Origin of the sequence: Brachybacterium paraconglomeratum, assembly GCF_039541415.1 — a bacterium.
Lineage (GTDB): Bacteria > Actinomycetota > Actinomycetes > Actinomycetales > Dermabacteraceae > Brachybacterium > Brachybacterium paraconglomeratum_A.
Window position 1 is genome coordinate 58,197 of the sequence record NZ_BAABGE010000003.1, and the last position, 12,376, is coordinate 70,572.

Annotated in this window: 10 protein-coding genes; 5 read left to right on the forward strand and 5 right to left on the reverse strand. The window is 69.0% G+C overall.

The annotated features are described in order from the left end of the window. Positions 1-64 precede the first annotated feature (64 nt). Together ABD893_RS04205 and pseI are read left to right on the forward strand one after the other, a co-directional pair. Positions 65-2,272 carry a hypothetical protein gene (locus ABD893_RS04205; RefSeq protein ID WP_345076298.1) on the forward strand — a complete coding sequence of 736 codons (2,208 nt, stop codon included), beginning with the start codon at positions 65-67 and terminating at the stop codon, positions 2,270-2,272. Between the two features lie 37 nt (positions 2,273-2,309). Beyond that, positions 2,310-3,383, forward strand: coding sequence for a pseudaminic acid synthase (gene pseI, locus ABD893_RS04210; protein WP_345076299.1), 1,074 nt, complete (start codon positions 2,310-2,312; stop codon positions 3,381-3,383). Here pseI and ABD893_RS04215 read toward each other — a convergent pair. Next, complete coding sequence (locus tag ABD893_RS04215; RefSeq protein ID WP_345076300.1) at positions 3,364-4,860, reverse strand: GNAT family N-acetyltransferase; 1,497 nt, start codon at positions 4,858-4,860, stop codon at positions 3,364-3,366. The two genes, pseI and ABD893_RS04215, sit on opposite strands and share 20 nt — an antisense overlap. Continuing rightward, positions 4,857-5,594: a cytidylyltransferase domain-containing protein gene (locus ABD893_RS04220; protein ID WP_345076301.1), complete on the reverse strand. Its 738-nt coding sequence runs from the start codon at positions 5,592-5,594 to the stop codon at positions 4,857-4,859. Before ABD893_RS04220 ends, ABD893_RS04215 begins: the two co-directional genes overlap by 4 nt. Before the next feature lie 72 nt (positions 5,595-5,666). On the opposite strand from ABD893_RS04220, the gene pseB reads away from it, so the two are divergent. After that, positions 5,667-6,656 (forward strand): UDP-N-acetylglucosamine 4,6-dehydratase (inverting), encoded by a 990-nt coding sequence (gene pseB / locus ABD893_RS04225; protein ID WP_345076302.1) that lies wholly within the window; start codon positions 5,667-5,669, stop codon positions 6,654-6,656. A 1-nt stretch (position 6,657) separates the two neighbouring features. Next, positions 6,658-7,785 carry a UDP-4-amino-4,6-dideoxy-N-acetyl-beta-L-altrosamine transaminase gene (gene pseC, locus ABD893_RS04230; RefSeq protein WP_345076303.1) on the forward strand — a complete coding sequence of 376 codons (1,128 nt, stop codon included), beginning with the start codon at positions 6,658-6,660 and terminating at the stop codon, positions 7,783-7,785. 45 nt (positions 7,786-7,830) lie between these two features. Here pseC and ABD893_RS04235 read toward each other — a convergent pair whose 3' ends face one another. Then, positions 7,831-9,798: a DUF6541 family protein gene (locus tag ABD893_RS04235; protein ID WP_345076304.1), complete on the reverse strand. Its 1,968-nt coding sequence runs from the start codon at positions 9,796-9,798 to the stop codon at positions 7,831-7,833. Further along, on the reverse strand, positions 9,795-10,214 hold the full coding sequence (locus ABD893_RS04240) for a DUF2304 domain-containing protein (protein WP_345076305.1): 420 nt from the start codon (positions 10,212-10,214) through the stop codon (positions 9,795-9,797). The genes ABD893_RS04235 and ABD893_RS04240 overlap by 4 nt, the downstream gene beginning before the upstream one ends. Positions 10,215-10,283: 69 nt before the next feature. On the opposite strand from ABD893_RS04240, the gene ABD893_RS04245 reads away from it, so the two are divergent. Further along, positions 10,284-10,991: a glycosyltransferase family 2 protein gene (locus tag ABD893_RS04245; RefSeq protein ID WP_345076306.1), complete on the forward strand. Its 708-nt coding sequence runs from the start codon at positions 10,284-10,286 to the stop codon at positions 10,989-10,991. Positions 10,992-11,070: 79 nt separating this feature from the next. Here ABD893_RS04245 and ABD893_RS04250 read toward each other — a convergent pair whose 3' ends face one another. After that, positions 11,071-12,258 (reverse strand): LCP family protein, encoded by a 1,188-nt coding sequence (locus ABD893_RS04250; RefSeq protein ID WP_345076307.1) that lies wholly within the window; start codon positions 12,256-12,258, stop codon positions 11,071-11,073. Positions 12,259-12,376 lie beyond the last annotated feature (118 nt).

Here is a 12,376-nt window from a genome sequence, read left to right on the forward strand (position 1 = left end):
CGCCTAGACTGCTGGGCTATGGCGAGGCAGCCATGATCAGGCCCGACTCGAGGAGAGCCCTTCGGTGGATGCAGTGCTTCGCAAGCTCGTGCGTATCGCGAGAACTCCGTTCGATGCGAAGGGTCGTCGTCAGGCACTGATGGAGCGGGCGTCGAGCGCCCCGGTCGGCGGTCGCCTCGAGATCGCCCGTCATCTGTCGAGGCTGCGGAACTTCCGAACCGCTTCGCAACTGCTGGGGGAGGTCGACGCCCGCCAGCTCGCCTTCATCGACCAGTGCTTCGTCGGCGTGACCTTGCTCCATGCCCAGAGCGGGCGCATGTCAGACGAGCTGCTGGCACCCCACCTCGCTCACCTCGGGGACCGTGCTCTCAGCCCGTCAGAGGCGGTGAAGCTCGCCGAGTGGATCCAGCTGTCCGGCATGGATGCTGACGACAAGCTGCAGGCGCTGGACGTGCTCCAGCACGCCGAGCGCAGCGCGCGGCCCTCCGGCCAGACGGTGAGAGATCTCCGCTTCCGTGAGTTCCGGCTTCGCACAGCCGAGCTGCAGAAGGTCGAGGTCATGGACTACTTCGACGACGGCGAGGATGACCCGTACCAGTGGAAGGACAACCTCCGCTACGTCGGCGACCTCGTCACCCACGGCCATGCGGATGTCGCGCGCACGCTCCTGGAGCAACAGCTCTCCCTGCTCGGGCTCGGCGATCGCGGCGTGCTCGAAGCCGCGATGCGGTTCGACTCCGGCTCCCTGATCGGGGACCTCGACCAGATCCCTGCGAGATTCCTCGAGGTCCCCGGCGTGCTCGCCCTCACCTATGACCTGAGATCCAAGGGACCGGCGCACCAGGAGCTCTTCGCCGCAAGCCTCGCGGCGACCGCCGAGCGGTTCCCGAGCATGGACGTGTACACCCAGGATTCACTGCTGCGCGTGCTCACGGTCAAGGACCTCCTGGCAGAGCTGGACTCTCTCGTGCCACATCTCCAGGGCGTCCCCGACACGATGCTCGGCGCCCGTTGCGGCCGCGGCCTGATCGCCATGGAGGACGAGGCGCACCGCGATGCTGCAGAGCTGCTGAGGTCGGTCCTCGAGGAGGACCCGACCTACACCGCCGCGGCGACCGGCCTCCGGTTCGTCTATGCACGGCTCGACGAGGACTACTCCGTCATCGACCTCCGCAACGAGATCGGCTACGGCTCTGCGAGCGCCGGCCGCACGGGCATCCGCCTCGGGGACCGCGATCAGGCGACCACCCTGCTGCTCGAAGGTGACTTCCTCAAGAGCTGGAGCGTGCGCCGGGCGGCGCCGCCGTGGCGGACTCTCAAGCGAGATCTCGGCAGCACCTTCCTGAACTATGAGGAGCTGCCGGAGGCGCCCGGGTCGTCCTTGTTCCTCATCATCGATGACGGAGTCGGCGATGAGATCCGCACGGCGCAGTACCTGGACGAGCTCTCCTCCCGCTTCGCAGTCACTGCGACCTGTGATCCGCGCCTGCAGTCGCTGCTCGAGCGGAGCTTCCCCTCGGTGGAGTTCGTCGGCGTCCCGCGTCGCGTGCGAGGGATCCTCAACCCGGTCTATGACGGTCGCTACAGCGACTTCATCCTCGCCAGCCATCTGACGGCGGTCTGCGATCCGTATGTGGCGGCGTCGGACCACGTCACCTTCGGCCAGAACCTGACCTTCAACCGCTTCGCCGGCGTGCTCCCGCGCTCGGACTCGGGCGCCTATCTCGTCCCCGACCCCGCCCGGGCGGTGCCGAAGGCGGAGGGCAGGCTGAAGGTGGGGCTGGTCTGGAAGAGTCACTTCGCCGGAGGTTCACGGCGGATGATGTATCCGAATGTGGAGCGTTTCGCACCGCTGCTGGACGTCGAGGGGGTCGAGTTCTGGTCCGTGCAGCACGCCATCGATCCCGCCGAAGCCGCCTACTGCGAGGAGAACGGGATCCGGCAGATCGAGGACGTGGACCTGTTCGACGACTTCGAGGGTCTGGCCGGGCATCTGGCGTCGATGGACCTCGTGATCGGGATCAGCACGGTGCCGATGGAGCTGGCCGCAGCCGTCGGGACGCCGACCTGGCTGTTGGGCTTCTCTCCCGAGAACTACTTCTACCGCACAGGGGGAGGGGCGACACCTATCGACCAGCTCTCCCGGAACTCGAGGATCATCGCGCCGTCCTGGATCGACTTCACAGCTCCCTACGAGGAATGCCTCGATCACGTCATGGCGGCATGCCGCGCTCGCCTGGTGCGCCTGGCCCGCGCGTCGCAGCCGCACTGAGAGCGAAGCGCCGGGCCCGCTCCGGTACGATCGCACCATGTCTTCGAGCCTCCACGGATCCCCCAAGTCACTCCAGATCGGCGACCTCCAGGTCGGCGAGAACCATCGCCCCTTCGTCGCAGCGGAGATGTCCGGCAACCACAACGGCGACCTCGGCCGCGCCCTCGCGATCGTCGACGCGATCGCAGAGACCGGTGCCCCGGCGATCAAACTCCAGACCTACACGGCGGACACGATCACGATCGACGCCGACGGCCCCGCCTTCAGCATCACCGACAGCCACGGGCTGTGGGGCGGCAGGAACCTCTACAGCCTCTACCAGGAGGCTCACACGCCCTGGGACTGGCACGAAGCGATCTTCGCCCGCGCCCGCGAGCACGGCATGATCCCGTTCTCCAGCCCCTTCGATGCCACCGCAGTCCAGCTGCTCGAGGACCTGGACGCCCAGGTCTACAAGATCGCCTCGCTCGAGATCGGTGACATCCCGCTGCTGCGCACGGTCGCCCGCACCGGCAAGCCGGTCATCCTCTCGACAGGCGCCGCGAACGCCTCGGACGTCGACCTCGCTGTCGCGACGATCCGCGCCGAAGGCAACGACCAGATCGCCGTGCTCGGCTGCACCTCCTCGTACCCGGCCACCGCCGAGTCCACGAACCTGCGCACCCTGCCCGTGCTGCGCGACACCTGGAACGTGGTCAGCGGCCTGTCCGACCACACCAAGGGCATCGGCGTGAGCGTCGCCGCCGTCGCGTTCGGCGCTGCGATCCTCGAGAAGCACGTCACGCTCCGTCGAGCCGACGGTGGCGTCGACTCCGACTTCTCCCTCGAGCCCGAAGAGCTGAAGGCCCTCGTCGACGAGTCGCACAATGCATGGCTCGCGCTCGGTGAGGTGCACGTCGGCCCCGTCGCGAGCGAGGCCGAGAGCCAGCGCCTGCGCCGTTCGCTGTTCGTCGTGGAGGACGTCCGCGCCGGTGACGTGGTCACCGAGGCGAACGTGCGCTCCATCCGTCCCACGGGCGGGCTCGAGCCCCGCTACATGGATATCGTGCTGGGCCGCACCTTCACCCAGGACGTGGGCCGCGGAACGCCGCTCAGCTGGAATCTCGTCTGAAGTTTCGCCTGACGAGGACGTCGAAGTCGCCGTCGTCGCGGGTCGGGTCCAGCTGGTACCCGGCCCGCGCGAACAGGCGCTGGGACGGCAGGTTGTCGGGAAGGATCGCGGCGACCAGCACAGTTCCCGGATGCAGCTCCAGGAACGCCGACTCGCCAGCAGTCAGGACCGGCCGAGAGAGGCCACCGCCGCGCGCCTCGGGCGCGAGGGTGATGGAGACCTCCCACTCGTCGGCCTCGAGCGCATCGAAGCGGACTGTCCCCACGGGGGCCCCGCCGCGCTCGACGACGTAGAGCTCGCGCCGCGGATCCTCGAGCAGACTCCGGTACCAGCCCGTGTGGCCGTCCCACGAGATGCTCTGGGGGGACCGTGAGACCTCGCGGGTGCTGGGGTCGTTGCGCCACCGCAGCAGCAGGGACGAGTCGGCGAGGGTCGCGCGGCGCGCGATGGTGGGGGCGCCGTTCTCGCCGATGCGGCCAGCGAGGCTCTCCTCCCAGGCGGCGACGATCCGTCGCGCTCCGAGACCGTCCACGGCGGTGCGGCCGACGGAGGCCCACGACCGCCCGGAACGCAGATCGGCGAGGGCAGACTCCACGCGGGAGGTGGCAGCCGCAGGATCGGCGCGCACCTCCTCGAGCGTCCCCAGTCCGCGGGCGATCTTCTCGGCCATCGCCGCCTCATAGCCGGCGCGCTGGTTCTCCACCACGGCGACCAGCATGCTCGGCGCGCCGATGCAGGCCAGCTCCCAGGCCGTCGTCCCGGCGGCGCTGACCACGAGGTCCACGGAGCTGACGAGGTCGAGGAATGCGGGGGAGGGGGCGATCAGCTCGACCCCGTCGTCCGCTGCGGCGCGCACCGCCGGCCAGTTCCGCTCGGGGGAGACCACGCTCACCTGACTGATGCCGTCGGCCGCAGAGCAGACTGCCGCCAACGTCCCGGCGGCGCCAGTCGGATCAGTGCCGCCCATCACGATCAGCACCCGGGCCTCGGCACCCGGCCTGTCCGTCGCATCCCGCAACTCTCGTGCGGCGAGCACCTGCGGGCGCATCGGGGCGTAGCTGATCCCGCGCAGCACCACCCCGGAGCCGTCCTCCGGGCGGTGGGTGAGCTCTGCGCGGATCGTGGAATCGATGACGACGTCGGCAGGTCGCCGGCCGAATTCGCCGTCCTCCATCGAGGACATGAGCGCCCGGCTCGCGCGCACCGAGGCCAGTGCGTCAGCTCCGGTCGCGTAGTCGTCGATGTGGACGACGCTCGCGCCCTGCTCAGCGGCGAGGACCTCGAGGTCGGAGGGGGCGCCGACTACCTCGAGACCGGCCTCAGCCAGCAGGTTCCGCGCCAGCGGGGAGCTGATCGAGCCGGCGACGACCACGGTGTGTCCGGCATTCCTGGCAGCGCCGGCGACGGAGATCGCACGCACCAGGTGACCGACGCCGCCCTGCTCGGTCGCATCGCAGCGGATGACGACATGGGTCATCCTTCGGTCAGCTTCTTCTGACGGACCCCAGCGTTGATGCCGGTGATGTCCGGGCGTGCACGCAGCAGATCGACGACCTCGTGCCATGCCGGGGCGCGGTCACCGAGCTCGGCGACGATCGCATCGAGCATCTCTCCGTCTTCGACGGTGTCCAGGGTGACCCGGAGATCGTTGGCGGCGGGCTGCACCACGAGGCCCATTGTGCGGAACGAGGCCTTGCCGTCGTACAGATAGGAGGTCACATGCGTGCGGTGGAAGCTCTCGGCCTCCGCGTCCGCCCGCTCCAGCGCGGCCCGCGAGGCGAGCTCCACGTCGAGACCCCGCGGCAGGGTCCGCACGAGCGTGGTGGCGGTGTAGTCCAACGAAGGGTCCGAACGCCACAGGCCGACCACGGAGGAGATCAGGGCAGGATCCGCGAGCGGGCAGTCCGCGGTGAGTCGCACCACAGCATCCGCCTGCGTCTCTTCGAGGGCGAGCATGAACCGGGACAGGACGTCGTCCTCGCTGCCCCGCACGACCTTCACACCGAGCTCCTCGGCAAGATCGGCGACGGCATCGTCACCTGGATCGGTGGACGTGGCGACCACTACCTCGTCCACCCCGGCGGCTGACTGCGCCGCGCGCACCATCCACCCGAGAACGGGCCTGCCGGCGAGCGGCCGGAGCACCTTTCCCGGGAGTCGGGATGACCCCATCCGAGCCTGAATCACAGCCACGCATCGTGTTTCGATCATCGTGCCATAATGACATGCGCAGCCCCGGGGAGTCCCCGTGGCACCTCATCCCAGACGACGAAAGAGATGTTCATGTCGATCCTTACTGGTGCCTCCATTCTCGTGACCGGAGGGACCGGCTCTTTCGGCAAGGCCTTCCTCCGCGAGGTGCTCGACAACCATGACCCCCGTCGTGTGGTCGTCTTCTCCCGAGACGAGCTGAAGCAGTACGAGGTGCGCAACCTGTTCGGGAACGACCCGCGTCTGCGGTGGTTCATCGGCGACATCCGTGACGAGCGCCGGCTCTCCCGCGCTCTGAAGGACGTGGACTATGTCGTCCACGCCGCCGCGCTGAAGCAGGTCGACACCGCGGAGTACAACCCCTTCGAGTTCGTCAAGACGAACATCCTGGGCAGCCAGAACGTGATCGAGGCGTCCATCGACGCCGGTGTCAAGAAGGTTGTCGCCCTCTCGACGGACAAGGCCTCGAGCCCGATCAACCTCTACGGCGCCACCAAGCTCACCGCGGACAAGCTGTTCATCACCGGCAACCACTATGCGGCGGCGTATGACACCCGCTTCGCCGTGGTGCGCTACGGCAATGTGATGGGCTCGCGCGGTTCGGTCATCCCGTTCTTCCGCCGTCTCGGCGATGAGGGCAAGCCGCTGCCGATCACCGATCTGCGCTGCACCCGCTTCTTCATCTCGCTGCCGCAGGCCGTGCAGATGGTCATCGATACCTTCGAGCTGATGCAGGGCGGCGAGCTGCTGGTCCCGAAGATCCCCTCGATGAAGGTCACCGACCTCGCCCACGCTGTCGTCCCCGGCGCCGAACTGGTCGATGTGGGCCTGCGCCCGGGCGAGAAGCTCCACGAGGAGATGATCAGCCCCGAAGAGGGCCGCCGTGCCGTCATGATCCAGGACGGCAAGTACTACATCATCCAGCCCGACCTCGCGACCTGGGGGTACCAGCCTCCGGAGGACGGGACGCCGGTCGAGCCCGGGTTCCACTTCCGCTCGGACTCCAATGACGAGTGGTACACCCAGGAGCAGATCGCCGAGATCATCGAGGGTGGGCTCTGAGATGCTTCCCTACGGGCGTCAGTCCATCGACGCCAGCGACATCCAGGTCGTCACCGAGGCGCTGAGCAGCGACTGGCTGACGACGGGGCCTGAGGTCGATCGGTTCGAAGCCGCCATCGCCGAGCGCGCCGGTGTCCAGCATGCTGTCTCGGTCACTTCCGGCACGGCGGCGCTGCATGTCGCCTACGCCGCGGCAGGCATCGAGCCCGGCGACGAGATCGTCACGACCCCGCTGACCTTCGCCGCCACGGCCGCCACCGCCGCGCTGCTCGGTGCCAAGGTCGTGTTCGCCGACGTCGACCCTGCCACCGGCAACCTCGACCCGGCGGCCGCCGAGGCCGCGGTGACCGAGCGTACGAAGGTCGTCGCGGCTGTCGATTACGCCGGCGTGCCGGTCGACGCCCCGGCCTTCCGGGATCTTGCCGAGCGCAAGGGCCTCCTCTTCCTCGAGGACGCCGCGCATTCGATCGGCTCGACCCTGGACGGGGTCCCGGTGGGCTCCCTCGCGGACCTCACCACCTACTCGTTCTTCCCGACCAAGAACCTCACGACCGCCGAGGGCGGCGCTGTGGTGACGGCTGATGACGAGCTCGCGGCCCGGGCGCGGTCCTTCAAGAACCATGGGCTGGTCCGCGATCGCGCGGCCCAGCGCTTCCCCGATGAGGGGCCATGGCATCAGGAGATTCACGCTTTCGGCCTGAACTATCGCCTGCCGGACGTCCTGAGCGCCCTGGGCACCAACCAGCTCACCCGCCTCGACCAGTTCGTCGCACGACGCGCCGAGGTGAAGAAGGCGTATGACGAGGCCCTCGGAGATCTCGACGGCGTCGACATCCCGTTCGCCCCCGAGGGCGCCGCCCCCGCATGGCATCTGTACCCGCTGCGGGTCCCGGCCGAGAAGCGACGGGCGATCTTCGACTCCCTGCGCGAGCAGGGGATCGGGGTCCAGGTCAACTACATCCCCGTCTACTGGCACCCGGTCTTCGAAGACCTCGGCTACCAGCGCGGGATGTGCCCCGTGGCGGAGGACTACTACCGCCGCGAGATCTCGCTGCCGATGTTCCCGGGCCTGACCGATGGCGATGTCGAGCGCGTCATCGAGGCGACCCGCAAGGCCGTCTCGGGCTGACGCCGTAAGGCCGCTCGTCAGGCGCAGCCCGAGCGCTCCGCGCTGCTAGCTCGCCGGGGAGCACTCGACTCGCAGCAGCCGAGAGTGATCGGTCTCGAACACCACGGTGCCCAGATCGTCCCCGCCCTGCCCGAGAGAAGTGAAGGCGGGGTCGAACTGGTACGGGCGCCTTTCCTGGTACACATACCCGATGCCGTGCTCCCTGAGGAGGCGGCAGTGCTCCGGTGAGCTTCCCGCGAGGGGCACCGCCTCGATCACGGCACGATCCTCGTCGGTCAGCGCGACGCCCGCGACCGGGAAATACGCGGGAAGGCCGTGCAACGCATACATGTGGGCCGCGCCGGAGTACGGGCTGGCGAGGATCGTGGTCGAGTGGTCCATCTGCGGTGCGAAGCGCGCGAATTCCGTGAGCTCGTCAGCCTGGAGGAAACGGCCGCGGCCCGGATAGTCCTGGGCGAAGTTCTTGGCCGCGTTGTCCAGACGCGTCGGGACCGACGAGAGAACCCCGAGCGCGGCGACGACCACCAGCGCGGCGGCGAGGGGAGCGCGGAGCGGTCGGCCGCGGCGTCGGGAGATGCGGAGCCTGTCCGCGTACCACCGGATCCCCGGGATGATGAGCACGCAGGACAGCATCGCCAGGGGGATCGCGATGCGGTCCTGCCCGCGGAAGAAGAGCACCGACAGGTTCAGGGGCGAGTCCACGGCAGCATCGAGGTAGATGACGGCCATGACCAGCCAGGCGACGGGCAGCCACCGGTGAGGTCCGGTCAGGGACGTCACCAGGCCCGGCCACCACAGAGCGGCGATGAGGACGCCGAGCGCCATCGGCCAGATCGTGAGCAGCCCCAGCCCCACCTCGCCGAGAGCCGACCACCACGGCACCTGCAGACCCCCGGTGAAACCGGTCACCCGGGCGCCGAGAGGCGTGTAGGTCAGTGCCGCCACGGGCAGCACGGCGAGCACCGGGATGGCGATCAGCCACGGGCGCGTCCGCCAGAGAGGGAAGCCGGTCACCGTCGTGAGGACCGCCAGCAGGATCAGCGCGGTGACGCCGACGTTCGGCTGCAGCAGCGTCAGCCCGGCGCCCGCGAAGCCCACGACGGCGAGGGTGGCGACGGACGGCCCCCACGGCCGCGCCGAGGCAGAGGCTCCTGGCCCCTGCGAGGGCGCATCCGCCAGGGTCTCCGAGGAGGCCGTCAGTGACTTCCACAGCGCGACCGCTCCGGCCAGCGCTCCGGCCAGCGCTGCGAAGCCGACAAGGTTCGGCAGGGGCGAGAGATGGACCCAGAGGTTCAGGGGGCTGGCCGGGATCACGGCCGCGACCACCGCGACGGCCGGGGGAGCCCAGGACACTTCGGGATAGACGACTCGGGCGAGGAGGGCCGTGCCGAGCACCCACGGCACGATCGCGAGTGCGAGCGCAGAGCCGTTGAGGACGATGGGGATGTCGATGCTGGGGACCAGCGCCGCCAGGTCATGGAACGCGGCCGGGTAGGAAGCGGGCTGTGCCGTGGAGCTCGCCACAGCGTTCAGCTCGAGGCTCGAGCCGTTGCCGGTGTCGCGGATGTGCTGCAGCGCGGTGAGGTGGAAAAGAGTGTCATACCGCTCGAGGACGGCATCGGCTCCGCCCGCGCGGACGGCGATCGGCATCACCGCGGTCGCGATCGCCGCGGTGAGCGCCCCGCCCCAGCCCAGGCGAGTGGAGGGACGCCGCTCGGCGAGCAGCGGGCCGTCGAGCACCGTGGCAGGCAGGCGGATGCCGAGCCGTGCGAGGGTGACGGAGAGGAGGACCAGCACGGCCGAGGCCAGCGCGTACGCGAGCAGCGTCCAGTCCAGACCCACGAAGGGCGCGATCATCGCGCCGATTCCCGCCGCTGCAGCTCCGAGCGCGGGAGCGAAGGCGAGTGCCAGCAGACGGGAGCCGGCCAGGGCCCGGACCACGATGTAGCCGGGGAGGTAGGTGGCGACGAGGACGAGCAGGACGACGAGCAGCAGGTGGGTCAGCCCCATCATCCGTGGTGCTCGTCCAGGGATCGCCGGCGGTACTCGACGGCGGGCTCCGCCTCATCGATCGACAGGCGGCGGGCGAGGTAGGTGGTGCGCTTCTCCTGGGCCTTCGTGCGCGCTTCCTGGAGCGCGAGGAAGCCCAGCAGGACCAGAACCGTCGCGTACAGCAGCAGATCCGCACCTCGACCGACCCCGACCAGATGCGCGATGTGGGTGAGCAGCCCGGGGAACAGCACCGCGGCCACTGCGAACACGGCGAAGGCGATGATCAGCAGCCGACGGACGGCAAGCTGCTTCGCACCGCGCTTGATGAAGAGCCAGGTGACGATCCCGACGATCCCCAGCAACAGGAGCATCTGGACGATGAAGGTGCGACTGCTCACCGAAAGCGAGGGACCGAGTGATTCAAGGAGGCTTTCCACGTCAACAGGGTATCCTCCTGAAGCGTCCTGGTCCCGGTCGCTGAACGCCCCGCCCCACGAGGAGACCACATGAGCAGCCCAGACTCCTCGCGCACGCTGGCCGCGCCGGGAGCCGACACCACCTGGTTCGTGGTCCCGCTGTTCAACGAGGGCGAGGTCGTCGGCGATGTCATCCGTGATCTGCGCACCCGATACCCCCTGGTCATCTGCGTGGATGACGGCAGCATGGACGGGTCCGCGCGGATCGCCGCGGAGGCGGGTGCCGCCGTGGTGCGCCATCCCTTCAACATGGGACAGGGCGCCGCGCTGAAGACCGGCATCGACTACGCCCTGCGTGATCCGAACATGCGTCAGATCGTGACCTTCGACTCCGACGGCCAGCACCAGGTGGACGATGCCGCGGCGATGATCGCCCTGCGCGATGCCGAGGGCGTGGACATCGTGCTCGGCTCCCGCTTCCTCGATGCGCGCACCAAGCCCGGACTGCTCAAGCGGATGGTCCTGCGCGGCGCGGTCTGGTACACCAATCTCACCAGCGGGGTGAAGCTCACCGACGCCCATAACGGGCTGCGGGTGCTGGGTCGAAAGGCATGCGAGACGATCGCGATCGAGCAGAACCGGATGGCGCACGCCTCCGAGATCGTCGAGGAGATCGGGCGCCACAAGCTCAGCGTCGCTGAGCATCCGGTGCACATCCTCTACACCGACTACTCCCGCTCGAAGGGCCAGTCGGTCCTCAACTCGGTGAACATCGTCATCGACATGCTCTTCCGCTGATTCCGCCCCGGCGCTGAACCAGTGCGCTGGCACAGCTGCAGCATCGATGTCGAGATATCGCCAGGGGCGCCGCCAGGTGCTACGGCGCGGGGGCGGGCTCCGCAGATCCATCCGCCACGGAGGCGAAGAAGGCGGCGACGTCATCGTCGTCAGTGAGCAGCGCGACCCCGGAGTGCTTCGTCTGATACTCGGGGTCCTCGATCGGGATGCTGAGCGTCCCTCCCGCGTTCATGGCGCTGCGGGCGGTCAGAGCCATCCGTCCCACGTCGATGATCCCGCTGCCCTCGCTCGTGGTCAGTGCCCCCGAGCCGGCGCCGGCCAGGCGCAGCTGGCTGATCGGGTTCAGCAGCACCGCCGGTGAGGTGACGCGATCCATCAGTGCCCCCACGAATTCCTGCTGGCGCTGCTGGCGTCCCATATCTGCGGTGGGATCGAAGTAGCGGGCCCGCACGAAGGCGAGCGCCTGTTCCCCGCCCACGTCGTGGCAGCCCTCGGCCATGACCAGTCCAGAGCGCTTGTCGTCGACATCCTGGTCGATGCACAGGTTCACGTGCCCCACTGCGTCGACCACCTGCGCCACGCCGTCGAAGCCGACCTCGACGTAGTGGTCCACCGTGAGTCCGGTGAACTGCTCGACGGTCTTGACCAGCAGCGACGGTCCACCGAAGGCGTAAGCCGCGTTGAGCTTGTAGCCACCTTTGCCCGGAATATCGACCAGGGTGTCCCGCGGCAGTGAGATCAGGTAGCTGTTCCCGCCCGGAGCCTTGTGCAGGAGCATGATCGTGTCGGTGCGGGCCCCTTCTGTGCCGTCGGACTCGACGGTGTCTCCGCCGCGGCTGTCGGAGCCGGCGATGAGATAGGTGGTACCTGGGGTGTTCGCCGCCTCGGACAGTGCATCGACATGTTCGATCCGGCTCTGCGTCCAGAGCAGCAGCCCGGCGCCCCAGCCCAGCACCACCACGAGCACCAGGACCAGGAGCGTGGCCCCCAGCCGTACGGGGCGGGGGGTGCGCCGCGGGTTCCCCGCGGTGCGCGCGAGCGGAGGCCCGTCGGGCGCTGGGTCGGTGAAGGATGCCGGCTGTCCCGGCTCACCTGCGTCGGCGCGGGGCAGCAGACGGGTGGGAGTCGGGCTGCCCGGAGCGGGCGCGGCCGGGCGCCGTCCCTGTCGCGGGACCGGACGCGCGCTGCCTCCGGCTCGTGCGCGATGACCTCTGGGACGTCGAGGCCCTCCCGGGCGCGGGGAGCGTGGCGGCGACTGATCGCTCACAGCGGTCTCCTTCCGGCCGGAGCCGTGCAATCGGGGGCGTCGGGGCATGCGTCGACCGGTGGGCAGTGCCCCTCGGCGCATGCGGCGTTCGCCAGGGTAGCCGCCCCGGCGCATCCCG